Origin of the sequence: Halomonas sp. LBP4 (genome assembly GCF_003202205.1) — a bacterium.
GTDB classification, from domain to species: Bacteria; Pseudomonadota; Gammaproteobacteria; order Pseudomonadales; family Halomonadaceae; genus Halomonas; species Halomonas flagellata.
In genome coordinates, this window is sequence record NZ_PDOG01000008.1 from 5,276 (window position 1) to 30,353 (window position 25,078).

Consider the following 25,078-nt stretch of genomic DNA (forward strand, 5'->3'; position numbering starts at 1 on the left):
ACTCGGGGCGTTCGACCGCCCTCGCGGCGGTGCCGCGAAGGGCCGGGCGGTCTCACCCCCATGCGAGAGTAGGTCATCGTCAGGCACTTCTTCTGAGAAAACCCCGAGCACATCCGTGTCCGGGGTTTTTTCACTTGTGGCCGAAGCCAATATGAAAACGCCAGCTTCCATCATGGAGCTGGCGTTCGTATTCCTGGCGACTGGAGTCAGCGGCAGAGGGTCTCGAGGGTCTCGATCAGGCTATCCATCTCGTCCTCGGTGCCGATGGTGATACGCAGGAAGTCACGCAGCGCCTCGGTATTGAAGTGGCGCACCAGGATGCCGCGCTCGCGCAGCCCGACGAACAGCTGGGCGGCATCGAACTCGGGGTGGCGGGTGAGCACGAAGTTGGTCTGCGAGGGCAGCACCTCGAAGCCGAGGTCTGCCAGGCGCCGTCGGGTCCGCTCCCGGGTGGTGATCACCTTCTCTCGGCATGCATCGAAGTGCTCCCTGTCCTCCAGGGCCGCGACGCCGGCAGCGCTGGCCAAGCTGTCGATGGGGTAGGAGTTGAAGGAGTTCTTGACCCGCTCGAGCCCCTCGATCAGCTCTCGTGAGCCCACGGCGTAGCCCAGGCGTAGCCCGGCCAGGCTGCGCGACTTGGAGAAGGTGCCGGTGACCAGCAGGTTGGGGTAACGAGCGACCAGGGGCACGGCGCTTTCACCGCCGAAATCCACGTAGGCCTCGTCCACCAGGACCACCGACTCGGTGACACGCTCGAGCAGGCCGGCAATGGCCTCGCGACCATGGCCATGGCCGGTGGGGGCATTGGGGTTGGCGAAGACCACGCCGCCGCAGTCGGGGCCGAAGGCATCCAGGTCCACCTGCCACTGGTCGGTCAAGACATGGGTACGGCGCTCGACACCATACAGCTTGCAGTAGACAGGATAGAAGCTGTAGGTGATGGCAGGCATCGCCAGTGGCCGCTCCTGGCAGAAGAAGGCCTGGAAGGCCAGCGCCAGCACCTCGTCGGAGCCGTTGCCGACGAACACTTCCTGCATCGTCACGCCGAGCTCACGGGCGAGCGCCTCGCGCAGGGCACGGGACTCCGGGTCGGGGTAGAGCCGCAGGTGGTCGGCGGGGAAGTCGCGCAGCACCGTCTCGACGCCTGGCGCCGGGGGGTAGGGGTTCTCGTTGGTATTCAGCTTGATGAGGCGTTCACGGGGCTGCTCGCCGGGTACATAGGGCGTCAGTTCGCGAACCACGGGGCTCCAGAACTTGCTCATGGTCACTCGCTCGGGTGGCTCGGGTTGGGTGGACTCCGATCATGGTGACGTGCGCGGCCTGACCGCGCAAGCCGCCAGCATGCTAGGCTGGTGCCCATTTGCGCGCATCCGAATCCACTGGATCCCATCATGACCGCACAGATCCTCGCGACCCTGCTGCCGGTGTTCCTGATCGCCGGCTGTGGAACCCTCTATGGTCGCTACCGCACACCCGACATCCGCGGCATGAACACCCTCAACATGGAGCTGTTCGTGCCCATGCTGGTGTTCGCCGTGCTCGCCGATGGGCAGGCCCCCCTGGAGGAGTATGTCGGCCTGGCGCTGGCAGGAGTCGTGGTGGTGCTGGGGTCGGGATTGCTGCTGTGGCCTGTGGTGAAGTGGCTGAAGCTGGAGCCGAAGACCTTCCTGCCGCCGATGATGTTCAACAACTCGGGCAACATGGGGATTCCGCTCCTGCTGCTGGCCTTCGGCGAGGCGGCGCTGCCGGCGGCGGTGGTGCTGTTCATTGTCGAGATGCTGCTGCACTTTTCGGTGGGGCTCTACATGCTCAGCCCGCGGACGCCGCTGTGGCGGTTGCTGCGCATGCCCATCGTGCTGTCCAGCATCGCCGGCCTGGGTGTCAACCTGGGGGGCGTGCCGCTGCCGGACTGGCTACTGGAGGCGCTGCACATGCTGGGCGGAGTCTGCATCCCGCTGCTGCTCTTCGCCCTGGGGGTGAGGATGCTGGACATCGACTTCGGTGACTGGAAGACCGGACTGCTGGGGGCATTGCTCTGTCCGCTTTCCGGCCTGGTGCTGGCCGCGCCACTGGTATGGCTGCTCGGCCTCGGCGGACTGCAGGCCGCGGCGCTGTGGGTGTTCGCCGCGCTGCCACCGGCGGTGCTCAACTATCTGGTGGCCGAACAGTACCGGCAGGAGCCGCACAAGGTGGCCTCGCTCGTGCTGATCGGCAACCTGGGCAGCCTGGTGGTGATGCCGGTGGTGCTGGCCGCGGTATTCGCCTACGTGCATTCGGGCGTGTCATGACCGGCCCTCCCTCGGCGTCGGAGGCTGTCCGCTGAGGACATGAGAGGTTATGCTATCACCCAGGCTGCCGTGGCTCACGGCGTCATGCCCTTTGGTTAGGAGGACTAAAATGCAAATCAGGACCTTGCTGGCTGGCTCGGCCTTGCTCGCCCTGCTGGCCGGCTGTGCGGCCGGCCCGACCGATGATCGTGCCGTGGCACCCGAAATGGACGGCACCGAGGTGGTCTATCAGGGCACCCTGCCGTGCCGCAACTGTGACGGAATCGATCTCGACGTGCGACTGACCGGCGACGAAGAATCCGCATCGGAGGAGCGCACCTTCTCTCTCCAGGCCACCTACCGGGAGCACCCACAGAACCCGCCGGACGAGCACTATGCCGGCAACTGGGAAGTGCTCGGCGGAACGGCCTCGGACCCGGATGCCACCGTCTACGAGCTCACCCCGGACGGAGAGGGCCAGATCTACTATTTCCTGCGTGTCGACGACCGGACCCTGGAGCTGATCGATCCCCAGCGCCGTCGCTTCCAGAACAACGAGATGCTGCAACTGCAGCGCCAGTGATCGGCCGAGCGGCGACTCGGGAGGGCGGCCTGCGGGCCGCCCTCCCACGTTGGAATGGGCGCCATACGACCATAGAGAGCACCGCATGGCCAAAGCGAAAAGCGCCTTCGTCTGCACCGAGTGCGGTGCCGAATACCGCAAGTGGCAGGGGCAGTGCAGCAGCTGCCAGGAGTGGAACACCCTGAGCGAAGTGAGGCTGGCGGCGGCGCGGCCCGGCGCCGGCGCGGCCAATGGGGCCGCTCGCGGCGGCTATGCCGGCGACCTGTCGCGGGAGGTGGTCGACCTGGCCAACGTCGACCTCGCCGAAGTGCCGCGGCTCTCCTCGACCTTCGAGGAGTTCGACCGGGTGCTGGGGGGCGGCCTGGTGCCGGGGTCGGCGGTGCTGCTGGGGGGCAATCCCGGGGCCGGCAAGTCGACCCTGCTGCTGCAGACCGCCTGCAAGCTGGCCCAGGGGTGCGGCGTGCTCTATGTCACCGGCGAGGAGTCGCTCTCCCAGGTGGCGATGCGCGCGCACCGCCTGCAGCTGCCCACCCGGGGGCTCAAGATGCTGGCCGAGACCAGTGTCGAGACCATCCTCGCCGTGGCCGAGCGCGAGCGTCCGGAGATCCTGGTGATCGACTCCATCCAGACCATGCACCTGGAGGACATCGCCTCGGCGCCCGGCGGCGTAGCCCAGGTGCGCGAGTCCGCTGCGGCCCTGACGCGCTTCGCCAAGCAGTCGAATACCGTGCTGCTGCTGGTGGGCCATGTGACCAAGGATGGCACCCTGGCCGGCCCCAAGGTACTCGAGCACATGATCGATGCCTCGCTGCTGCTCGAGGGCGGGGCCGACTCGCGCTTCCGTACCCTGCGGGGCCAGAAGAACCGCTTCGGGGCGGTCAACGAGCTGGGGGTGTTCGCCATGCTCGAGCACGGTCTCAAGGAGGTGAAGAATCCCAGCGCCATCTTCCTGTCGCGGGGCGAAGAGCAAGCTTCCGGCAGCCTGGTGATGGTGGTCTGGGAGGGCACCCGGCCGATCCTGGTGGAGGTGCAGGCGCTGCTCGACGACTCGGCGCTCGGTAACCCGCGCCGGGTCGCCGTGGGCCTCGACCAGAACCGCCTGGCCATGCTGCTGGCGGTGCTGCATCGGCACGGCGGCCTGTTCACCGGTGACCAGGACGTCTTCCTCAACGTGGTCGGTGGGGTCAAGGTACTGGAGACCAGTGCCGACCTCGCCGTGCTGCTGGCGGTGGTCTCCAGCCTGCAGAACCGGCCCCTGGCCCGCGAGCTGGTGGTGTTCGGCGAGGTGGGGCTCTCCGGCGAGATCCGCCCGGTGCCCAGTGGGCAGGAGCGCATCGTCGAGGCGGCCAAGCATGGCTTCAAGCGGGCCATCGTGCCCCGCGCCAATGCCCCCAAGCGTGACCCCGAGGGCATGGAGGTGGTGGCGGTGGACAAGTTGGCCGATGCCCTGGAGGTGTTGTGAGGTGAGTCCCGAACGAAGCGCCCGCATGTTGTAGAATGCCGGTAACGATTGCCAAGGAGAACGAGATGACCGCCATCCGCCTGACTCAGTACAGCCACGGGGCCGGCTGTGGCTGCAAGATCGCCCCCGACGTGCTCGACGGCATCCTGGCCAAGGCCGGGCCGGGCGCCAGTCATTCGCGGTTGATCGTCGGCAACCAGGGGCGCGAGGATGCCGCCGTCTATGACCTGGGCGACGGGCGCGGCATGATCGCCACCACCGACTTCTTCATGCCCATCGTCGATGACCCCTTCGACTTCGGCCGTATCGCCGCGACCAATGCCATCAGCGACGTCTATGCCATGGGCGGCAAACCGGTGCTGGCACTCGGCATCCTCGGCTGGCCGCTGGACAAGCTGGGGCCCGAGGTCGCCGGCGATGTGGTGGCCGGCGCCCAGGCGGTCTGCCGCGAGCTGGGCCTGGCGCTGGCCGGTGGTCACTCCATCGATGCCCCGGAGCCGATCTTCGGCCTGGCAGTCAACGGCCTGGTGGACCTCGCCCACCTCAAGCTCAACAAGGGGGCCCAGGTCGGCGACCTGCTGTTCCTGACCAAGCCACTGGGGGTGGGCCTGCTCACCACCGCCGAGAAGCAGGGCCTGCTCGAGGCCGGCCACCAGGGCCTGGCCCGGGAGACCATGCTCGCGTCCAACCGGATTGGCGTCGAGCTGGCAACGGTCAAGGGCGTGAACGCCATGACCGACGTCACCGGCTTCGGCCTGGCGGGCCACCTGGCCGAGGTGTGCGCGGCCAGCGGCGTGGCCGCACGGGTCGATTTCCGTCGCCTGCCGCGCCTGGCCGAGGCCGAGGCCTACCGCCGCCAGGGCGCGGTGCCGGGTGGTACCCGGCGTAACCGCGAGGCGCTGGGTGCCTCGCTGCCGGCCATGGACGAGGCGCACTGGCAGTGGCTCTGTGATCCCCAGACCTCGGGGGGCCTGCTGCTCTCGGTGCATCCCTCCTGGGAGGACGACGTCGAGCGCATCGGCCGCGCCCACGGTATCGAGCTCGTGCCCTTCGGCGAGATCATCGCCGCCACGGGAGAAGCGCTGATCGAGGTGCGTGGATGAGCTTGCCGCTGGTCGAGCCTGACCTTGGGCTACTGCAGGAAGGGCGCGTGCTGATCGACGTGCGTGCCCCGGTCGAGTTCGCCCAAGGGGCGCTGCCCGGTGCCGTCAACCTGCCGCTGATGGACGACGAGGAGCGCCACCGGGTCGGGATCGAATACAAGCAGCGCGGTCAGCAGGCCGCCATCGAGCTCGGCGAGCGGCTGGTTCGCGACGGGATCAAGGCGGCCAGGGTCGCCGCCTGGCGACGACTGCTCGAGTCCCATCCCGACGCCGTCATCTACTGCTTCCGTGGCGGGTTGCGCTCGCAGGTCGCCCAGCAGTGGCTGATGGAAGCCGGCCTCGAGCGCCCGCGTATCCGCGGGGGCTGGAAGGCAATGCGTCAGGCATTGTGCGAGCGCATCGACGCCGCCGCCGAGCAGCCACTGCTGGTAGTGGGCGGGCTGACCGGTTGTGCCAAGACCGCACTGATCCGGCGGCTTCCCAACGGGCTCGACCTGGAGGGCTGTGCTCGCCACAAGGGCTCCGCGTTCGGCCGGCACCCACTGCCGGCGCCCTCGCAGATCGACTTCGAGCACGCCATGGGGCGACGCCTGCTGGATCTGCCGGGCCCCCTGGTCGTCGAGGACGAGTCCCGCCATATCGGGGCCGCGAACATTCCGCTGACTTTCTGGCGGGCCATGGAGCGTGCCCCGCGGCTGCGGGTGGAGATGCCCCTGGACTGGCGACTGGCGCAGATCCACAAGGACTACATCGACGACCTCTGGGAGGTCCATCGGGCGCAGTTCGGCGACTGGCTGGGCTGGGCGCTGATGCGCAAGCAACTCGCCGGCTCCCTGGCTCGGCTCAGGAAACGCCTGGGCAGTGCCCGGTTGGCGCGGCTGCAGCGGCTGCAGGCCCTGGCCTTCCGCGAGCACGAGCGCGGCAATCGCCAGGCCCACGAGGCCTGGCTGGCCCCTCTGCTCACCGAATACTACGACCCCATGTACCGCCACCAGCTGGAGAAGCACCCGGAGCGGCGCTTTCTCCACGTGGGGGACTGGGAGAGCTGCCTCGCGGCGGCCAGGGCGTGGTCGGCCGAGGCCATGCACCCGGCGCCAGGCCAGCCGGCCTGAGGCCGAGGCCATATCAGGCCGGGACGCTGCGCAGCCACTGGCTGAGCACACGATCGAGCAGTGGGGCGAGCAGGTCGAACCGCTTCGACTCGTCGAGCATGGCGTCGCGTGGCTGGGTATGGGGGCTGGTGTCGCCGCCACTGGGCGGGGCCTGGTGGTCGAGCAGCGCGGTCACGCTGTCTCGGGTCGCCTCCAGGTGACACAGCAGGCCCACCACCCGGCCGGCATCCCAGGCGAACCCCTGTACCGGGCTCGCCGCGCTGCCGCCCAGGGGCTGGCTGTCGTCGGGTAGCCCGAAGACGTCGCGGTGCCACATGAAGGCGTCGAACTGCTCCGGCAGGTCGAAGGGGCTGCCGGGGGCCAGGTCGACCCGGTGCCAGCCGGTCTCGGCGAAGGTGCCCGCCGAGACCACGGCGCCCAGCGCCGAGGCGATCAGCTTCGCGCCCAGGCCGATGCCCAGCAGCGGCTTGTTGCCATCGAGGGCCTGCTCGATCAACTTGCGTTCTCGCCGCAGCCAGGGATGCTCGTCATCGTCGGCGCTGCCCATGGGGCCGTCGAGCACGACCAGGGCGTCGCAGTCGGCCAGCCGGGGCGGGAGTTCGCCGGCATCGAGGTGGAAGACCGTATAGCTGTGGCCCATGCTGGTCAGCCAGTCGGCCAGCCGGGCCGGACCGTGGTGGGGGCTGTGCTGGAGCAGGTGAAGGTGCATGGGAGCCTCGCCATCGATGGGTGGACAGGGTGGGAGCGCAAGGGTACATGAAGCGGGAGCTGCGGGAACAGATACTGACCATCCTGGCCGAGATACCCCCCGGCCGGGTGACCACCTACGGGTGCATCGCCGCGATGACCGAGGGCGCCACGCCGCGCCTGGTGGCCCGGGCCCTGCGCGAACTGCCCGCCGGCCACGACCTGCCCTGGTTCCGAGTCATCACCGCCTCTCGCAAGCTGGCCGATCATCCCGGCGCCGCAGAGCAGCGCGCGCGGCTCGCCGCCGAGGGGGTGGTGCTGGATGCCCGCGGCCGGGCCCCGGCCTCGCTTATGTGGCCCTGAAGGTTGTCCGACACCGCTCGGGCTGATCCGGCGACAGGCCTTCGAGGGGGCGCTGTGCCCCCCCCCCCCCCCTGGACGCTACCGACGCCTTCCCTGGCGCAGGCCCCCTCTACGCCCTGTCCCCGGCGCCCTCGCCGATTCTCTCTGGCCACATCGGCCGGGTAACGCCAAGCATTGAGACAACGACATACCAAGGAGACTCCATGAGCGGCTTCTTCCAGCGCCTGCAGCAGCTCGACCCGCGCCGCCAGCAGGCCTTCATGGCGGCGCTGTGCGAGCGCCTGCTGCCCAACTATGCCCTCTACGCCGAGACCGCCGGCCACGGCGACCCCCATGGGCTCAGGGTGATCCTCGACCTGGTCTGGGAGCGGCTGGCGGTGCGTGACGCGAAGATCGACTTCGAGCGTCAGGCCGAGAAGCTCGCCGAGCTGGAGCCACCCGCCGAGGACGACAGCTTCGGTGCCCGGCGGGCCCTGGAGGCGGTGGTGGCCCTCTCGGCGCTGCTCGACACCCTGCGCGGCGAGGCCCCGGAGGCGGTGCTCGAGGTCAGTCGTGCCTCGAAGGGTGGCGTGCGCGCCTATATCGAGCTCACCGAGGGTGAGGAGGATGCCGGGCGGCTGGCCGTGCTGGTGCGTGACCACCCGCTGATGGCCGACGAGAACGATTTCCAGGATGCGGTGCTCGAGGCGGTCGAGGGTCGGCTCGACCGCGACGCCCTCAAGGCGCTGCGCCGGCTTGGCCGCAACGATGGGGTCAGCAATCTGGGCCTGTCGATGGACTAGGCACTAGAAGCGCACGCCGGCGGTCACCAACAGGCCGGCGGTGCCGAACACGATCAGGTCGGACTCGACGCGCCCCCACTGCACGCCGACGCTAGGCAGTGCCGCCGGGGCGATCTCGTAGCGATTGAAGGGGATCTTGTCGCGGTACTCGCCGCGGTAGCCGTGGAGGGCACCGGCGGTGAGCTTGGTGCGAAAAGTGACCGACTCGGCGGGTTCCCAGAAGGGAAACTCCCGTCCCACATAGAGATAGAGGGAGTCCTGGTCGAAGGAGTTCTTGAACCCGGCGGCACCGACCAGCCAGCGCTGCGGATTGTGCAACTCCACGCTGGCCAGCTTCTGCTGGTTGGTATGTTCCGGGTCGGAGCTGAAGTGGTCGGTATAGAGGCTGGTCTGCACCAGCACATGGTCCAGCTTCGGCTTGGGGGGCCAGATTGGCCCTGCCTCGGCCGTGACCGGGCCAGCGACTGCCAGCAGCAGGGGCATGGCCAGGGCACCTGCCGCCGCCTTCCATGGTGACTGCATCGTGTCCGTGTCTCCCGGATGCCCCTCAGAGCCGCATCTCGATACCGCGTTCGGCCATGTAGCGCTTGGCCTCGGGGATGGTGTATTCGCCGAAGTGGAAGATGCTGGCCGCCAGTACCGCATCGGCGCCGCCCTCGAGCACGCCCTCGACCAGGTGGTCGAGGTTGCCGACCCCGCCGGAGGCGATCACCGGCACGGTCACCGCCTCGCTGATGGCGTGGGTCACGCCCAGGTCGAAGCCGGCCTTGGTGCCGTCACGGTCCATGCTGGTGAGCAGCAACTCCCCGGCGCCGAATTCCACCATCTTCTTCGCCCACTCAACGGCATCGAGCCCGGTCGGTCGGCGTCCGCCATGGGTGAAGATCTCCCAGCGTGACGGCTCGCCCTCACCGGACACCCGCTTGGCGTCGATGGCCACCACGATGCACTGGCTGCCGAAGCGTTCGGCGGCCTCGCGCACGAAGTCGGGATTGTTCACCGCGGCGGTGTTGATGGACACCTTGTCGGCGCCGGCATTGAGCATGGTGCGGATGTCGTCACAGGTACGAATGCCACCGCCCACGGTCAGCGGGATGAACACCTCGCCGGCGATGCGCTCGACCATCTCCACCGTGGTGTCGCGGTCCTCGTGGCTCGCCGTGATATCGAGGAAGGTGATCTCGTCGGCACCCTGCTGGTTGTAGCGCTGGGCGATCTCCACGGGGTCACCGGCGTCGCGGATGCCGATGAAGTTGACGCCCTTGACCACGCGGCCGGCGTCCACGTCCAGACAGGGAATGATGCGCTTGGCCAGTCCCATGATTCAGCTCCCGGCTCGCTTGAGCCCTGCAGTGAGTTCGTCGCACAGTCGTTGGCCCTCGGCCACGTCCAGTGAGCCTTCGTAGATGGCGCGGCCGGTGATGGCGCCGAGAATGCCGGGCTCGCCGGCTTCGATCAGCGCGCGCAGGTCGTCGAGGTCGGTCACGCCCCCCGAGGCGATCACCGGCAGCCCCCCCTCGCGGGCAAGCTGAGCGGTGGCCTCGATGTTGACACCGGACATCATGCCGTCACGGGCGATATCGGTGTAGACGATGCTGGAGACGCCGTCGTCGGCGAAACGCTTGGCCAGGGCGGTGGCCTTCACCGAAGAGACCTCGGCCCAGCCGTCGGTGGCCACGTAGCCGTCGCGGGCGTCGAGGCCGACGATCACGTGCCCGGGGAAGGCGCGACACATCTCGCCGACGAAGGCCGGCTCCTTCACCGCCTTGGTGCCGATGATCACATAGGACACGCCGGCGGCGAGATAGTGCTCGATGGTGGAGGCCTCGCGGATGCCGCCGCCGATCTGGATCGGCAGGTTCGGCCAGGCCCGGGCGATGGCGGTGACCGCCTCGCCGTTGACCGGGGAACCTTCGAAGGCGCCGTTGAGGTCGACCAGGTGCAGGCGGCGGGCACCGGCCTCGACCCAGCGGGCGGCCATGGCCACCGGGTCGTCGCCGTAGGTGGTGGCGTCGTCCATCCGGCCCTGCTTGAGGCGGACGCAATTGCCGTCCTTGAGATCGATGGCGGGAATTACCAGCATGTCAGTGTCCTCGGTTGGCGCGGCCTCGGGCGCCTGTAAAGAGTGGTGCAGTAGCGGGGGGCCTGTGAATGGCCGATCAGGCGGGTCGAGTTGGCTCAAGGGTTCCACTGCACGAAGTTTTCCAACAGCCTGAGGCCGGCGCGTGAACTCTTCTCGGGGTGGAACTGCACGGCGAAGGTGGCATCGCGGCCGATGGCGACATGGGCGCTGACCCGGCCGTAGTCGGTGGTGCCGAACACAGCGGCGTCATCTCTCGCCTCGGCATAGTAGCTGTGCACGAAATAGAAGTGCTCGTCCTGGTCGATGCCGGCCCACAGTGGATGATCGTGGTGCTGGCGCACCAGGTTCCAGCCCATGTGGGGCACCTTGAGGCGTTGCCCGAGGTCGTCCCGCATGTCGGTGGGGAAGCGTTTCACCTCGCCGTGCAGGAACCCCAGGCAGTGGATGCCGTTGTTCTCCTCGCTGTGGTCGAGCAGCATCTGCTGGCCGACACAGATGCCCAACAGCGGCTTGGCCTGCTGGGCGAGCAGCTCTTCCACCAGCCCGCGCAGTTCGGTGCGCTCGAGCTCGCCCATGCAGTCGCGAATGGCGCCCTGGCCGGGCAGCACCAGGCGCGTGGCGCCGCGGATGCGACGGGCATCCCGCGTCACGATCACGTTCTCGTGGGTGACGTGTTCCAGTGCCTTGGCGACGGAATGCAGGTTGCCCATCCCGTAGTCGATGACGGCAATGGTCATGGAGCGCTCCTCGTGTGATCGTTCGGCGGCCTCAGAGGCTGCCCTTGGTGGAAGGCATCTGGCCGGCCATGCGCGGGTCCGGCTCCACGGCCATGCGCAGCGCGCGGCCAAAGGCCTTGAAGATGGTTTCCGCCTGGTGGTGGGCGTTGAAGCCCTTGAGGTTATCGATGTGCAGGGTCATCCGGGCATGATTGACGAAGCCCTGGAAGAACTCCCAGAACAGCTGAGTATCGAGGCGGCCGATGCTGGCACGGGTGAACTCGACGTTCATGAACAGCCCCGGGCGGCCGGAGAAGTCCACCACCACTCGCGACAGGGCCTCGTCCAGGGGCACGTAGGCATGGCCGTAGCGGTGGATGCCGCGCTTGTCGCCGATCGCCTGGTGGAAGGCCTGGCCCAGGGTGATGCCGAGGTCCTCGACGGTATGGTGGTCATCAATATGCAGGTCGCCCACCGCCTCGATATCGAGGTCGATCAGGCCGTGGCGGGCCACCTGGTCGAGCATGTGGTCGAGGAAGGGCACGCCGGTTTCGCAGGCCAGGCGCCCCTCGCCGTCGAGATTGACGGTGACGGTGATCTGGGTTTCCCGGGTGTGCCGGGTGACCGTGGCGATACGCTCGGACATGTCGGATCTCCAGCGCCGGGGCGCATATCGGATAGGGCCGGTGCCAGACACCGGGCCGTGAGGCGAATGGGCGAACGCACTGCTGTGCCGGTCGCCGCGAGCCTGCCATTATAGAGAATTGCCCCCCCCATCCGCTACAATATGCCCAATTCAGCGGTGGCGAGCCTCGCCACCCCGGCTCAGGGAGATCCAAGCATGCCGGTGACACTCCACCCCGTCGACTGGGCCGCCTGGGAAGCGGATGCCCAGGCGCGATTCGACCTCGCCCGTATCTACGCCGATGCCCCTGCCGAGCGTCTGCCGCTGCCCGTGAACGATTTCATTCGCGAGCACCTGGCGGCCAGCCACTTCTTCTTCTGTGCGCGCTTCAATGATCGCCTGCTCGGTGCCGTGGCGGTGGAAGATGACGGCGAGGCCTGGTGGCTGTCGCACTGCTGCGTGCGCAAGACCACCCGCCGGCGCGGCGTCGGGTCACGGCTGCTGGCGCTGGTCGGAGAGTCGGCACTGGTCGAGGGACGCAAGCTGCGCGCGCCCTCGTCACAGTTGCCGGTGGCCGACCAGATGCTGCTCGCCCGGCTCGGCTATCGCCTGACTCAGGCCGGCGACTATTTCGAACTCAACCTTCCAGGACGGGGAGGCGAGCAATGAAGCGGCTGTTGCGCACCTTGCTGGCGGCCATTGGTATCCTCGCGCTGGTGCTGGTCGGGGCGGTGGTCTACGTCACCACCTTCTTCGATCCCGATGACCTCAAGCCGCGCCTGATCGAGGTGGTGCGCGAGCAGAGCGGCCTCGAGCTGTCGCTGGAGGGGCCATTGACCTGGTCTTTCTACCCGCGGCTCGGGGTGAGCGTCGAGAAGGCCGAGGCCTGGCTGCCCGACCAGGAGGTCGAGGAGGAGGCCTCCTTCGCCGCCTTCAGCCGTGCCGAGGTGAGCCTCTCCTTCGCCCCCCTGCTGCGTGGCGAGATCGCCATCGATGGCCTGACCCTGGACGGCATGCGGCTCAATCTGGAGCGCGACGAGGAGGGGCGCGGCAACTGGGAGGTACTGCTCGAACGCCTCGCCCAGGATCGCGAAGCCGCCGAGGGGGCGCTGGCCCCGGCCAGTGCCGGCCCCAGCCCCGGCAGTGCCGATACCGGCAAGCTGAGCGTGGCCCTGAACATTGCCAGCGTGCAGCTGCGCGAGGGCGAGATCCGCTTCCGCGATCTCCAGGCCGACCGGGAGATGCTGTTCGAGGGGGTCGGCATCACCGGCAGCAACGTCAACCCCAACCGGCCCTTCTCGCTCAAGGCGACATTTCGGCTCGCCACCCACGATGCCCTGGACTGGCGCGAGCTGGAGCGCTCGCCCTGGCTGGCCAGCGACATCTCCCTCGAGAGCCGGGTCAGCCTGGGGCTGGCCGACGGACGCTATGTGCTGGAGGGGCTGATGCTGAACACCACCAGCCGACTGGCCGGCGTCGAGGGGGAGCAGAAGGCCAATCTGCAGGGTGGCGAGCTGGTGGTCGACGCGGAGGATCGGCGCCTGCGCCTGGACGAGGGCAAGCTCGACGCCAGCCTGCTGCACCCGAGCCTCGGCGAGAAGACCTTGCCGCTATCGCTGGCCTTCAACCTGGACGCCGACCTCGCCGAGCAGACCGCCCAGCTGCGCGAGCTGGAGCTGACCGGCGAGGACGGCCTGCGGCTCAGTGGCAACCTGAACCTGAGCCGGCTGCTCACGGATCCCGCCTACACTGGCCAGCTGAGCCTGGCGCCGCTGTCGCTGCGCCCCTGGCTCACGCGGCTGGAGATGATGCCGACCATGGCCGGCGACTCGGCGCTCGCCGACGTGGCCCTGACGAGTCCTCTGGAGGGCAACCGGGAGCGCCTCGAGTTGACCGGCCTGACCCTGGTGCTGGACGACAGCACCTTCACCGGGCGCCTGGCGGCCGGGCTCGATGGCCGGCTGCTCGACTTCGACCTGCAGGGCGACAGCCTGGACCTGGATGCCTATCTGCCGCCGGCGGAACCGGCGTCGGAGACGGCGTCGAAGACGGCGGACGAGAGTACCGCGCTGCGCAGCCTGCCGGGCATCGGGCGGGCGCGTGCCGACGAGCCCCGCCCCCTGGTGCCGGCCGAGTGGCTGGCGGAGCTCGCCCTCGACGGCCAGCTCACCCTCGGCGAGCTGCGCCTGATGGAGCTCGACTTCAGCGATGTGAGCCTCGCGCTCGCCGGCGGTGACGGTCGGCTGCGCCTCGTCTCCTTCGAATCGGGCTTCCAGGAGGGCACCCTGGCGGCCAGCGGCGAGCTCGGGCTGCGTGACGAGCCGCTGAGCTGGGCCCTGGCGCCGCAACTCTCCCGGGTGCGTATCGACTCCCTGCTGGAGGCGCTCGGCGAGGAGCCGGCGCCGCTGCGCGGGCGGCTCAGTGGTGAAGGGGAGCTGACCTCCCGTGGCAATACCTGGCCGGAGCTGAAGCGCCAGCTCAGCGGTCCTTTCGCCGCACGCCTCGAGGAGGGGGCGATCCTCGAGGTCAACGTCTCCCGCGAGCTGTGCACCGCGGTGGCCGCCCTGGAAGGCGAGGAGAGTACCCGCGACTGGCACCCCGACACCCGCTTCGACCGCGCCGACGCGACCTTCGAGCTGCGCGACGGCACCGTCCACAGCGACGACCTGCTGGTCACCATCCCGGGCATCGAGCTGGGGGGCGAGGGCCAGCTCGACCTGGTCAGCGAACGCTTCGACCTGCGCGCCGCGGCACGCTTCGTCGACACTGCCGATGCGGCCTGCAACGTCAATCCCCGGCTCGAGCGGGTACCCTTCCCGGTGCGCTGCGAGGGCAGCCTCGGCGATGACAGCAGCGACTGGTGCCGCTTCGACCGCGAGGCCTTCCGGGGCACGGTGGCCGAACTGCTGCGTGACGAGGCAAGCCGGCGCGCCGGTGAGGAGGTCGAGCAGCGGCTCGAGGGTGCCATCGAGGATCTCGATGAGAGCCTCGGCGGAGGCTCGGGCGAGGAACTTCGTGACGCCCTGCGCGGTCTGTTCGATTGAGCATCAAGCAAGTCAGTCCCTGCGCCGACCCCGGGTCGGCGCTTTTTTTCGCCAGCTTCCACGTTACCGGCAAGGAGTCGCCATGAAGGAGTTGCCGCCCCCCGTGCTTCCCGCCGAGGTCTTCCAGCGGCGCCTGCTGGGGTGGTTCGACGACCATGGCCGCCACGACCTGCCCTGGCAGCAGGAGCGGACGCCCTACCGGGTCTGGGTCTCGGAGATCATGCTGCAGCAGACCCAGGTCACCACGGTGATCCCCTATTTCGAGCGCTTCATGGCGCGCTTCCCCGACATCGCCTCGCTGGCCGCGGCCGAGCAGGACGAGGTGCTGCATCTGTGGACGGGGCTGGGCTACTACGCCCGCGGACGCAATCTGCACAAGGCCGCCCGGGTGGTGGTGGAGGCGCATGGCGGCGAGCTGCCGCTGGAGCTCGAGGCGCTGGCCGCGCTGCCCGGCATCGGCCGTTCCACGGCCGGTGCCATCATCAGCCAGAGCAGCGGCCGGCGGGCGGTGATCCTCGACGGCAACGTCAAGCGCAGCCTGACCCGGCTGCATGCGGTGGCGGGCTGGCCGGGCCGCCCGGCGGTGGAGCGCCGCCTCTGGGCCCTGGCCGAGCACTACACGCCCGAGACGCGGTTGGCCGACTACACCCAGGCGATGATGGATCTGGGAGCGACCCTCTGCCGCCGTGGTCGCCCGGACTGCGAGCGCTGCCCCTTCAATGATGTCTGCGTGGCCCATGCCCGGGGCGAGGAGCGGCGCTTTCCCGAGTCGAAGCCGAAGAAGGCGCTGCCCACGCGAGTCACCGTCATGCTGCTGCTGCGCGATGAGCACGGCCGGGTGCTGCTCGAGCAGCGTCCCTCCAGTGGGCTGTGGGGCGGGCTCTGGAGCCTGCCCCAGTTCGACGAAGGCATCTCCCTGCGGGCCTGGCTCGATGTCCACGCCCCCGGTGCCGAGCTCGAGCCTGGCTGGGCGCCCTTCACCCATGTCTTCAGCCACTTTCGCCTGGAGATCACCCCGCAGCCGGCGCGGATCGCCGCCATCGATTCGGTGGGAGAGGCCCGTCGCTGGTACGATCCCCGGGAGCCCGACAGCATCGGCCTGGCGGCCCCGGTGAAGTCGCTGCTGGCGTCGCTGGCGCCCTTTGCGCTCACGGCGCCCACCGGCCCCTGAACACCCAAGCCGCACGATAGCCGTCACGAGGAGAATGTCCGATGAGCCAGACCGTGTTCTGTCGCAAGTATCAGCAGGAGCTCGAGGCCCTGCCGTTTCCGCCGCTGCCTGGCAAGAAGGGCCAGGAGATCCAGGCCAGTGTGTCGAAGCAGGCCTGGGAGGAGTGGCAGGCGCTGCAGACCCGGCTGATCAACGAGAAGCACCTCAACATGCTCGATCCGGCCTCCCGGGAGTACCTGATGGAGCAGATGGAGCGCTTCCTCGACAACCGCGAGACCGACCAGGCGGAAGGCTATGTGCCACGCGGGGAGTGACCCTCGCGGCCGACGCCCCGTACGCCATCTTTTTGAAACGGAAGGGGTTGACGCAAACGGCCCCTTGGGGTTTAATACGCCCCGTTGGCAGCGGCCAGATAGCTCAGTCGGTAGAGCAGGGGATTGAAAATCCCCGTGTCGGCGGTTCGATTCCGTCTCTGGCCACCACACTGCTGGGGTATAGCCAAGTGGTAAGGCACCGGTTTTTGGTATCGGCATTCCCAGGTTCGAATCCTGGTACCCCAGCCACGCCAACCCTATTTCGATTCTGCAGTTCGTGTGAGTCGGTCCCGAGCCGGCATAGCTCAGTTGGTAGAGCAACTGACTTGTAATCAGTAGGTCCCGGGTTCGACTCCTGGTGCCGGCACCATCCAGACGTCGGGACAATCAACGAGTTGCAGCATATGATAACCGCCCCTGAGGCGGTTTTTTCGTCTTTGTCCACAGGGCATCCACAGGGGCGTTCCTGGCCTTGAAACCCCTGTCGGGCACCACCACAACACTACACGCAGATCCCTTGCCGGGGTCCCCGCAGCGGCCCCGTCGTCACAACGAGTTCGAACTGAGACTGATCACGGAACCACAGGAGGTGATTCAGATGCCGGTGCAGACATCGTTCAGCCAGACCCGCTTCCACGCCATCGGCGACGCTCCCGAGCCCACCAGCCAGGTGAAGGGCGCACCGCGCACGGGACAGGACCCTTATCCCACCCGGCTCGCCGAGCCGCTGGACATGCCCTGGCTGAGCCGTCGCGAGGCGGTGGTCAAGGGGCGTGCCGAGGACGGTCCCCTGAGCCAGGCGCAGCTCGATGCGTTCGACCGCCAGGGCTTTCTCTTCGAGCCCGGTTTCATCGGCGGCGACGAGCTCGCCGAGCTGCGTCGGGAGCTGAAGGCGTTGCTGGCCCGTGACGACTTCCGTGGCCGCGACTTCAGCATCACCGAGCCCCAGGGCCGGGAGATCCGCTCGCTGTTCGCGGTGCACTTCCTCTCCCGGCTGTTCTCGCGCCTGGCCCACGACGAGCGGCTGATGGGTCGCGCGCGTCAGATCCTCGGCGGCGAGGCCTATGTGCACCAGTCGCGGATCAACTACAAGCCCGGCTTCGAGGGCAAGGGCTTCAACTGGCACTCCGACTTCGAGACCTGGCACGCCGAGGACGGCATGCCGGCCATGCATGCGGTGAGCGCCTCCATCGTGCTCACCGACAACCACCACTTCAACGGGCCGCTGATGCTGATCCCCGGTTCGCACCGGGTCTTCGTGCCCTGCCTGGGCGAGACGCCGGACGACCACCACAAGCAGTCGCTCAAGACCCAGGAGATCGGCGTGCCGAGCCGCGAGGTGCTGACCAGGCTGATCGCGCACCACGGCATCGAGGCGCCCACCGGGTCCGCCGGCGAGCTGCTGCTGTTCGACTGCAACACCCTGCACGGCTCCAACGCCAACATGTCGCCGGACCCGCGCAGCAACGTCTTCTTCGTCTACAATCGTCGCGACAATCGCTGTGTGGAACCCTTTGCGGCACGCCGGCGGCGGCCGGGCTTCCTGGCCCATGCACCGGACGAGGCATGGTCGCCACAGAGCTGAGGCCATCTGTCCGGCCCCGGAGTGTGGACCCGCGCCGCAGGTGGGGTAGACTGTGACGCTTGTCGTCGAGAAGCGTCACGCATAACGAGAAGGAGAAGGCCCGCCATGCGCTTTGTTCCACGTTTCACCGATGGCCAGGAATTTCCCCATGCGCTCGGCAAGATCGTCTGTGTCGGCCGCAACTACGCCGATCACGCCAAGGAACTGGGCAACCCGGTGCCCAGCGAGCCGCTGCTGTTCATCAAGCCGGCGACCAGTGCGGTGGCCCTCGAGGAGCCGGTGGACGCGCCTTTTTCCCGCGGCGAAGTGCACTACGAGACGGAGATGGCGCTGCTGATCGGCGAGGAGTTGTCCCATGCCGGCGTGGACGAGGCCGAGCGGGCGGTGGTCGGTATCGGGCTGGCGCTGGACCTGACGCTGCGCGACATTCAGGCCCGCCTCAAGGAGAAGGGCCATCCCTGGGAAATCGCCAAGGCCTTCGATGGTGCCTGCCCGTTGTCGGTGTTCCTGCCGCTCACCCAGGTGCCCAACTGGAGCGCCCTGACCTTCACCCTGGAGATCGACGGGGAACTGCGCCAGCACGGCGAGGGCTCCGACATGCTCTTCCCGGTGGCGATGCTGGTGGCGGAGATGAGTCGCCATTTCACCCTGCAGGCCGGCGACGTGGTGCTGACCGGCACCCCGGCCGGCGTAGGGCCGCTGCCCCGTGGCGCCGAGCTTCGCTTCACCCTGACCGGGGGGCTGGAGGTGGCCACGCGCGTCATCGACTGAGCACTCCGAGCGCCGAGGCGCAGGACGCCCCGCAGTTCAAAGGCTGCAGGGCGTCTTCACGTTCCAGGCGGCGTGCGCTCACTCCAGATAGGTGTAGCCGTCCAGGCCATCCGAGAGGTCGTCGAGGAAGGCCTGCTGTTCGGCCTGCTCCAGGCCGCTGCGCGCGAGCTGCTCGGCCAGCCGCTCGCGCAGGGCGGCGACGTCAAAGTTGACGTAGCCGAGCACGTCGGCGACCCGGTCCCCCTGCTGGATCTGACTGATCGACCAGCGGCCGTTGCCGTCCAGGGCGGCGTCCGCCGAGTCGGTGTCGCCGAACAGGTTGTGCAGGTCGCCGAGGATCTCCTGGTAGGCGCCGACCATGAAGAAGCCCAGCAGCTTCTCCTCGCCCTCCTGCCATTCCGGCAGCGGCAGGGTGGTCTCGACCCCCTGGCCGTCGACGTAGCCGTCGATGCGGCCGTCGCTGTCGCAGGTGATGTCCTGGATCACCCCGCGGCGCACCGGCGCGTGGTCCAGGCCGGTGAGCGGCAGCACCGGGAAGATCTGCTGGATGCCCCAGACGTCCGGTACCGACTGGAACAGTGAGAAGTTGACGAACAGCTTGTCGGCGAGCTTCTCGGCCAGTTCGTCGTCGATCTCACGATGGGCGCGGTTGCGGGTATCGAGCCGCGCACGCAGCCGGGCGCAGGCGGCGAAGTAGACGCCCTCGCCCTCGGCCCGGGCGGTGATGTCGGTGAGGCCCATCACGAAGCGCTCGTGGAGCTCGCCCATGGCCTGCACCAGGTCGTGCCAGGCCTCGACCAGGCCGCGCGGCTCGGCCTGCTCGTGCAGCAGGTCGTGGACGCGCCACAGCTCGTCGACCTGGGGGTCGCCCTCGACCCGGCGCGGGGGCGCCTCGTCGCCGATGCGCTCCTCGCCGATCACGTTGGTGATCAGCACCGCGTGGTGGGCGGTGAGCGCCCGGCCCGACTCGCTGATCAGGTGGGGTTGGGGCAGGCCGTGCTCCTGGCAGGCCAGGCGGAAGGCGTACACCACGTTGCGCGCGTACTCCAGCATGGAGTAGTTGGCGGAGCAGAAGCTGCGCGAGCGGGTGCCCTCGTAGTCGACGCCGAGGCCGCCGCCCACGTCCACGGTGTCCACCGGGGCGCCCAGTTCCACCAGGCTCTGGTAGAAGCGCGCGCACTCGCGCAGGCCACGCTGGATGTCGCGGATATTGGCGATCTGCGAGCCCAGGTGGAAGTGCACCAGCTGCAGGCTGGCCAGGGCGTCGGCCTCGCGCAGCTGCTCCACCACGGCCAGCACCTGGCTGGCGGTGAGGCCGAACTTGGACTTCTCGCCGCCGGTGTTCTGCCAGCGGCCGCGCCCCACGGTGGCCAGGCGGGCGCGCAGGCCGATGCGTGGCGTGACGCCGATGCGCTCGGCCTCTTCGAGGATCAGCGGCAGCTCCGAGAGCTTCTCCACCACCAGGTAGACCCGGTGGCCGAGCTTCTCGCCCATCAGCGCCAGGCGCACGTACTCGCGGTCCTTGTAGCCGTTGCAGACGATCAGCGAGGGGCCGTCGCCGGAGAGCGCGAGCACGGCGAGCAGCTCCGGCTTGCTGCCGGCCTCGAGCCCCACCCGGCCATGGCCGCGCTCCTGGGTGCCGAGGATCTCCTCCACCACCCGGCGCTGCTGGTTGACCTTGATCGGGTAGACCGCGGTGTAGCCGCCGCCGAACTCCTCCTCCTGCATGGCGGTATCGAAGGCGGCGCAGAGCTGCTCGACCCGGTCGTGCAGGATGTCGGTGAAGCGCACCAGCACCGGCAGGCGCAGCCCGGCCTGGCGGAGCTCGGTCACCAGGTCGTCCAGCGGCAGGGCCGGGCCCTCGGCCTCGCTGCCCAGCGGGCGCACCAGGGCGTGGCCGGTGTCGTCGACGTCGAAGTAGCCGCTGCCCCACTGGTCGATGTTCCAGGTGCGCCGGGCGCGCTGTGCCGGGCCTGCGGCACTGCTCTTGGACAGGCTCATGCATTCACCTCCGGTAGCGGCAGGGCGCCATGTTCGAGGCGCGCCAGCAGGATGGTGCGGAACTGCTCCGGGTCGTGGGGCGTGAGGTCGTGGGCCGGCGGGTCCACATAGACCACCAGCAGCCGTGACAGCCAGTAGCGCAGGGCGGTCAGGCGCAGCATCATCGGCCAGGCGTCGCGCTCCACGCAGGTGAGCGGGCGGCATGCCTGGTAGGCGCGCAGGATGGCGTCGTGACGCTCGGCATTCAGCCGGCCGTCCGCTTCGGTGGCCCAGTCGTTGATGACGATGGCCAGGTCGAACAGCAGGTCCCCGGTGCAGCCGTTGTAGAAGTCGATGATGCCGCCCAGGCGGTCGCCCTCGAACAGGGTGTTGTCGCGGAACAGGTCGCCGTGCAGGGCCCCCTGGGGCAACTCCAGGGCGCTGCCGAAGAAGCCCTGGTAGATCTCCACCTCGTCCTTCATCAGGGTCTGGTCTTCAGGCGACAGGTAGACCAGCACGCGGTGGTGCATCGGCAGCAGCCAGTGCAGGTCGCGCGGGTTGGGGCGGTGCCCGGGGAAGTGCTGTGATACCCGATGCATGCGCCCCAGGGCGTCACCCAGTGCCTGGCACTGCACCGGGTTGGGGGCCTTGGGGTGCTTCCCGGGCAGGCGAGGGAACAGCAGCGCTGGCTTGTCGGCGAGGCTATGCAGGGCGATGCCGTCGCGATCGTGCACCGGGCCGGGGACCGGCAGGCGGTGCTCGTCGAGGTAGTCGAGCAGCTCGACGAAGAACGGTAGCTCCTCGTGTTCGCCCTGCTCGAACAGGGTCAGGACCAGCTCGCGGCGGTCGGTGGTGACGAAGAAGGTGGTGTTCTCGGTGCCGGCGGGGACGCCTTCCAGGGAGACCAGCGAGCCGGCATCGAAGCGGTTCAGGAATTCCGCGACCTGTGCGTCGCCAAGTGGTGTGAATACGGCCATGTGTCTCTCACCCGGGTTGCCAAGCCGCCTATTGTAGCGACTTGGCAGTGCGATGCACGCACCCGAGAGTAGCAGATCATGGTCGCTAGCGCCGGCATCCGCCGGGAGCCCCGCGCCCGGCGGGAAAGGATCAGAAGGTGTGCAGTATCCACTGGGGGACGGCGATCCGGTCGCCGTCCTGGCGTTCGAAGTTGCCGTCGCCGTCGTGGTCCACCAGGTAGTAGGAGGGGCCGCGAGAGGGGCGGATCTCGATGGCGTAGAGCTCGCCGTTGATCCGGTATTCGCGGATGGTGCGATCCTCCTCCTGGCGGATGGTGATGTCCGGCTCCACCTCGGAGGCAGACTGGGCCAGGGCCGGGCCCGCGAGGCTGAGCGAGAGGCCCAGGGCCAGCAGCAGGGCGAGGGGCGAGTGTTGCAGTAGCTTCATGATGACCTCCGGGGCCGCGTGCGGCAGGGAGTGACGATACCCCCAGTGTAAGACGTTGCCGCCTGTCGGCCTATCACTCGCGGCAAAAGGGGCGCGCAATGCGTATCATGGATGCCCAGGATCACGCTTTCCCAGCACAGACTCAATGGATGCCGATACATGGCCGACACGCCCATCGTTCTCGTCGACGGTTCTTCCTATCTCTACCGCGCCTTTCACGCCCTGCCGCCGCTGACCACCTCCCGCGGCCAGCCCACCGGTGCCATCAAGGGCGTCCTCAACATGCTCAAGCGGCTGATCAAGGACTACCCGGACAGCCCCATGGCGGTGGTCTTCGACGCCAAGGGCAAGACCTTCCGCGACGAGCTGTTCGAACAGTACAAGGCGCACCGCCCGCCGATGCCCGATGAGCTGCGCTCCCAGGTGGAGCCGCTGCACGCCTGCGTGCGGGCGCTGGGCCTGCCGCTGCTGTGCATCGAGGGGGTCGAGGCCGACGACGTCATCGGCACCCTGGCCCGCCGGGCCACCGAGGCCGGCCGCGACGCGGTGATCTCCACCGGCGACAAGGACATGGCCCAACTGGTCAACGCCCACATCACCCTGGTCAACACCATGAAGGACGAGACCCTGGACGTCGACGGCGTGAAGGAGAAGTTCGGGCTGCCGCCGGAGCTGATCATCGACTTCCTGGCGTTGATGGGCGACAAGGTCGACAACATCCCAGGCGTGCCGGGGGTCGGCGAGAAGACGGCGCTCGGCCTGCTGCAGGGGATGGGCGGCGGCCTGGAGGCCATCTACGCCGACCTCGACAAGGTCAAGAGCCTCGACTTCCGCGGCGCCAAGACCCTGCCGAAGAAGCTCGACGAGCATCGCGACCAGGCGTTCCTCTCCTACCGGCTCGCCACCATCAAGACCGACTGCGAGCTGCCGGTGGGGCTCGACGACCTGGGCATCGCCCACCCGGACCGTGAGGCGCTGCTCGAGCTCTATCGCGAGCTGGAGTTCAAGGCCTGGCTTGCCGAGCTGCTGGAAGGCAGGGACGAGGGCGTGGATGACGTGGAAGGCGGCAAGCCGACGCCGGTCGGGGAGGACGAGGAGGGTGGTACGGGCCATGCTGCCGGGCGCGAGGATCACGTCATCCTCGCCCAGGCCGATTTCGATGCCTGGCTCGAGCGCCTGAAGGAGGCCGATGCCTTCTGTTTCGACCTGGAGACCACCAGCCTCGACTACATGGAGGCGGAGATCGTTGGGGTGGGCCTGGCGCTCGAGCCGGGCGAGGCGGCCTATATCCCGCTGGCCCACGACTACCTGGACGCTCCGGCGCAGCTCGATCGCCAGGCCGTGCTCGAGGCCCTGACGCCGCTGTGGGAAGATCCGGACAAGACCCGGATCGGCCAGAACCTCAAGTACGACATCTCGGTGCTGGCCAACTACGGCATCCGTGTCGCCGGGCCGCTGGAGGACACCATGCTCGAGTCCTACGTGCTCGACTCCACGGCGACCCGCCACGACATGGATTCGCTGGCGCTAAAGTACCTGGGCGAGAAGACCATCTCCTTCGAGGAGGTCGCCGGCAAGGGGGCCAAGCAGCTCACCTTCAACCAGATCGCCCTGGAGCAGGCCGCGCCCTACGCCTGCGAGGACGTCGACATTACCCTGAGGCTGCATCGCGAGCTGCGCCCGCGCGTCGAGGCCGAGGGGCGGCTGGCCAGCGTGCTCGAGGAGATCGAGCTGCCGCTGGTGCCGGTACTCTCGCGCATGGAGCGCACCGGCGTGGCGCTCGATCCCGAGCGGCTGCACACCCAGAGCCGCGAACTCGAGACCCGCATCCGCGAGCTCGAGGCCAGGGCCTATGAGCTCGCCGGGCGCGAGTTCAACCTCGGCTCGCCCAAGCAGCTCGGCCAGATCCTCTTCGAGGAGCAGCAGATCCCGGTGATCAAGAAGACCCCCAAGGGGGCGCCCTCCACCGCGGAAGCCGTGCTCGAGGAGCTGGCGCTGGACTATCCGCTGCCCAAGGTGATCATGGAACACCGGGGGCTCGCCAAGCTGAAGTCCACCTACACCGACAAGCTGCCCAGGCTGGTCAACAGGGCCACCGGGCGGCTGCATACCAGCTATCACCAGGCGGTCACCGCCACCGGGCGGCTATCCTCCAGCGATCCTAATCTGCAGAACATTCCCATTCGTACCGAGGAGGGGAGGCGCATCCGGCAGGCCTTTATCGCCCGGCCGGGCTACCGCATCGTCGCCGCCGACTACTCGCAGATCGAGCTGCGCATCATGGCGCACCTCTCCGCGGACAAGGGCCTGCTCGAGGCCTTCGCCGAGGGCCGCGACATCCACGCCGCCACCGCCGCCGAGGTATTCGGCGTGCCGCTCGACAAGGTCTCGGGCGACCAGCGGCGCAGCGCCAAGGCGATCAACTTCGGGCTGATCTACGGCATGAGCGCCTGGGGGCTGGGCCGCCAGCTGCACATCGAGCGCAACCAGGCCCAGACCTACATCGACCGCTACTTCGACCGCTACCCGGGCGTGGCCCGCTACATGGAGCGCATCCGCTCCCAGGCCGCCGATGACGGCTACGTGGAGACCGTCTTCGGCCGGCGCCTCTACCTGCCGGAGATCCACTCCCAGAACCGGGCCCGCCGCCAGGGTGCCGAGCGCACCGCCATCAATGCTCCGATGCAGGGCACCGCGGCGGACATCATCAAGCGCGCCATGATCGATGTCGACGCCTGGCTGGCGGGCGAGGCCTTCGATGCCGTGATGGTGATGCAGGTCCACGACGAGCTGGTGTTCGAGGTGGCCGAGGCGCAGGTGGACGCCTTCATCGAGGAGGTGAAGGGCCGCATGCAGGGTGCCGCCGAGCTCGGCGTGCCGTTGATCGTCGAGGCCGAGTCGGGCGCCAACTGGGACGAGGCCCACTGAGGCGACCCACCGACGACAAGGCCCGCGGCGGATGCCGCGGGCCTTGGAAGAACAGAGCAAAGTGAGGGGCGCTGGGGGCAGGCCGAAGAGGAGCTCCT

24 protein-coding genes and 3 tRNA genes are annotated in these 25,078 nt (G+C 68.4%); 17 read left to right on the forward strand and 10 right to left on the reverse strand.

Annotated features, from left to right (window positions below; all coding sequences use genetic code 11):
* Positions 1–206: 206 nt before the first annotated feature.
* On the reverse strand, positions 207–1,262 hold the full coding sequence (hisC, locus tag CR157_RS19305; RefSeq protein ID WP_110285178.1) for a histidinol-phosphate transaminase: 1,056 nt from the start codon (positions 1,260–1,262) through the stop codon (positions 207–209).
* 129 nt (positions 1,263–1,391) lie between these two features.
* On the opposite strand from hisC, the gene CR157_RS19310 reads away from it, so the two are divergent.
* From CR157_RS19310 to mnmH, 5 genes are all read left to right on the forward strand, one after another.
* The gene (locus tag CR157_RS19310; RefSeq protein ID WP_110285179.1) at positions 1,392–2,288 is read left to right on the forward strand and encodes an AEC family transporter; all 897 of its coding nucleotides are present in this window, start codon (positions 1,392–1,394) and stop codon (positions 2,286–2,288) included.
* A 109-nt stretch (positions 2,289–2,397) separates the two neighbouring features.
* Positions 2,398–2,850 carry a copper resistance protein NlpE N-terminal domain-containing protein gene (locus CR157_RS19315; protein WP_110285180.1) on the forward strand — a complete coding sequence of 151 codons (453 nt, stop codon included), beginning with the start codon at positions 2,398–2,400 and terminating at the stop codon, positions 2,848–2,850.
* A gap of 85 nt (positions 2,851–2,935) precedes the next feature.
* Entirely contained in the window at positions 2,936–4,312 is a 1,377-nt protein-coding gene (radA, locus tag CR157_RS19320) for a DNA repair protein RadA (RefSeq protein ID WP_110285181.1), read from the forward strand.
* A 65-nt stretch (positions 4,313–4,377) separates the two neighbouring features.
* Positions 4,378–5,415: a selenide, water dikinase SelD gene (gene selD / locus CR157_RS19325; protein WP_110285182.1), complete on the forward strand. Its 1,038-nt coding sequence runs from the start codon at positions 4,378–4,380 to the stop codon at positions 5,413–5,415.
* Positions 5,412–6,527 (forward strand): tRNA 2-selenouridine(34) synthase MnmH, encoded by a 1,116-nt coding sequence (mnmH, locus tag CR157_RS19330; RefSeq protein ID WP_110285183.1) that lies wholly within the window; start codon positions 5,412–5,414, stop codon positions 6,525–6,527. The genes selD and mnmH overlap by 4 nt, the downstream gene beginning before the upstream one ends.
* 13 nt (positions 6,528–6,540) lie before the next feature.
* On the opposite strand, the gene CR157_RS19335 is transcribed toward mnmH, so the two are convergent.
* Positions 6,541–7,236 (reverse strand): type 1 glutamine amidotransferase, encoded by a 696-nt coding sequence (locus CR157_RS19335; RefSeq protein WP_110285184.1) that lies wholly within the window; start codon positions 7,234–7,236, stop codon positions 6,541–6,543.
* Positions 7,237–7,283: 47 nt separating this feature from the next.
* On the opposite strand from CR157_RS19335, the gene CR157_RS19340 reads away from it, so the two are divergent.
* A complete protein-coding gene (locus tag CR157_RS19340) occupies positions 7,284–7,577 on the forward strand; it encodes an MGMT family protein (RefSeq protein ID WP_110285185.1) in 294 nt (97 codons plus the stop codon).
* A 203-nt stretch (positions 7,578–7,780) separates the two neighbouring features.
* On the forward strand, positions 7,781–8,359 hold the full coding sequence (locus tag CR157_RS19345) for a YjaG family protein (RefSeq protein ID WP_110285186.1): 579 nt from the start codon (positions 7,781–7,783) through the stop codon (positions 8,357–8,359).
* A 3-nt stretch (positions 8,360–8,362) separates the two neighbouring features.
* On the opposite strand, the gene CR157_RS19350 is transcribed toward CR157_RS19345, so the two are convergent.
* The 5 genes from CR157_RS19350 to hisB form a co-directional block, all read right to left on the reverse strand.
* A complete protein-coding gene (locus CR157_RS19350) occupies positions 8,363–8,881 on the reverse strand; it encodes a hypothetical protein (protein WP_258364238.1) in 519 nt (172 codons plus the stop codon).
* Positions 8,882–8,906: 25 nt separating this feature from the next.
* Positions 8,907–9,680 (reverse strand): imidazole glycerol phosphate synthase subunit HisF, encoded by a 774-nt coding sequence (gene hisF, locus CR157_RS19355; RefSeq protein WP_110285188.1) that lies wholly within the window; start codon positions 9,678–9,680, stop codon positions 8,907–8,909.
* Between the two features lie 3 nt (positions 9,681–9,683).
* Positions 9,684–10,442 carry a 1-(5-phosphoribosyl)-5-[(5-phosphoribosylamino)methylideneamino]imidazole-4-carboxamide isomerase gene (hisA, locus tag CR157_RS19360; RefSeq protein WP_110285189.1) on the reverse strand — a complete coding sequence of 253 codons (759 nt, stop codon included), beginning with the start codon at positions 10,440–10,442 and terminating at the stop codon, positions 9,684–9,686.
* Positions 10,443–10,537: 95 nt separating this feature from the next.
* Positions 10,538–11,179 carry an imidazole glycerol phosphate synthase subunit HisH gene (gene hisH, locus CR157_RS19365; RefSeq protein WP_110285190.1) on the reverse strand — a complete coding sequence of 214 codons (642 nt, stop codon included), beginning with the start codon at positions 11,177–11,179 and terminating at the stop codon, positions 10,538–10,540.
* A 31-nt stretch (positions 11,180–11,210) separates the two neighbouring features.
* Positions 11,211–11,804, reverse strand: coding sequence for an imidazoleglycerol-phosphate dehydratase HisB (gene hisB, locus CR157_RS19370; protein WP_110285191.1), 594 nt, complete (start codon positions 11,802–11,804; stop codon positions 11,211–11,213).
* Positions 11,805–11,999: 195 nt separating this feature from the next.
* On the opposite strand from hisB, the gene CR157_RS19375 reads away from it, so the two are divergent.
* The 9 genes from CR157_RS19375 (at position 12,000) to CR157_RS19415 (ending at position 18,668) form a co-directional block, all read left to right on the forward strand.
* Positions 12,000–12,452 carry an acetyl-CoA sensor PanZ family protein gene (locus tag CR157_RS19375; protein WP_110285192.1) on the forward strand — a complete coding sequence of 151 codons (453 nt, stop codon included), beginning with the start codon at positions 12,000–12,002 and terminating at the stop codon, positions 12,450–12,452.
* A complete protein-coding gene (locus CR157_RS19380) occupies positions 12,449–14,827 on the forward strand; it encodes an AsmA family protein (RefSeq protein WP_110285193.1) in 2,379 nt (792 codons plus the stop codon). Before CR157_RS19375 ends, CR157_RS19380 begins: the two co-directional genes overlap by 4 nt.
* Before the next feature lie 82 nt (positions 14,828–14,909).
* Positions 14,910–15,998 (forward strand): A/G-specific adenine glycosylase, encoded by a 1,089-nt coding sequence (mutY, locus tag CR157_RS19385; RefSeq protein WP_110285194.1) that lies wholly within the window; start codon positions 14,910–14,912, stop codon positions 15,996–15,998.
* Positions 15,999–16,039: 41 nt separating this feature from the next.
* Entirely contained in the window at positions 16,040–16,312 is a 273-nt protein-coding gene (locus tag CR157_RS19390) for an oxidative damage protection protein (protein ID WP_102629661.1), read from the forward strand.
* Positions 16,313–16,404: 92 nt separating this feature from the next.
* Positions 16,405–16,480: transfer RNA gene (locus tag CR157_RS19395), tRNA-Phe, on the forward strand.
* Between the two features lie 6 nt (positions 16,481–16,486).
* A tRNA-Gln gene (locus tag CR157_RS19400) sits at positions 16,487–16,561 on the forward strand.
* A 45-nt stretch (positions 16,562–16,606) separates the two neighbouring features.
* Positions 16,607–16,682: transfer RNA gene (locus tag CR157_RS19405), tRNA-Thr, on the forward strand.
* A gap of 228 nt (positions 16,683–16,910) precedes the next feature.
* Entirely contained in the window at positions 16,911–17,897 is a 987-nt protein-coding gene (gene thpD / locus CR157_RS19410) for an ectoine hydroxylase (RefSeq protein ID WP_110285195.1), read from the forward strand.
* Between the two features lie 105 nt (positions 17,898–18,002).
* The gene (locus CR157_RS19415) at positions 18,003–18,668 is read left to right on the forward strand and encodes a fumarylacetoacetate hydrolase family protein (protein ID WP_110285196.1); all 666 of its coding nucleotides are present in this window, start codon (positions 18,003–18,005) and stop codon (positions 18,666–18,668) included.
* A gap of 78 nt (positions 18,669–18,746) precedes the next feature.
* On the opposite strand, the gene speA is transcribed toward CR157_RS19415, so the two are convergent.
* The 3 genes from speA to CR157_RS19430 all read right to left on the reverse strand — a co-directional run bounded on the left by speA (position 18,747) and on the right by CR157_RS19430 (position 22,052).
* A complete protein-coding gene (gene speA / locus CR157_RS19420; RefSeq protein WP_110285197.1) occupies positions 18,747–20,669 on the reverse strand; it encodes a biosynthetic arginine decarboxylase in 1,923 nt (640 codons plus the stop codon).
* Positions 20,666–21,625, reverse strand: coding sequence for a homoserine kinase (locus CR157_RS19425; RefSeq protein ID WP_110285198.1), 960 nt, complete (start codon positions 21,623–21,625; stop codon positions 20,666–20,668). The genes speA and CR157_RS19425 overlap by 4 nt, the downstream gene beginning before the upstream one ends.
* 130 nt (positions 21,626–21,755) lie before the next feature.
* Entirely contained in the window at positions 21,756–22,052 is a 297-nt protein-coding gene (locus CR157_RS19430) for a DUF2782 domain-containing protein (RefSeq protein ID WP_110285199.1), read from the reverse strand.
* Positions 22,053–22,211: 159 nt separating this feature from the next.
* On the opposite strand from CR157_RS19430, the gene polA reads away from it, so the two are divergent.
* The gene (polA, locus tag CR157_RS19435) at positions 22,212–24,980 is read left to right on the forward strand and encodes a DNA polymerase I (RefSeq protein ID WP_110285200.1); all 2,769 of its coding nucleotides are present in this window, start codon (positions 22,212–22,214) and stop codon (positions 24,978–24,980) included.
* The last annotated feature ends 98 nt before the right edge of the window (positions 24,981–25,078 follow it).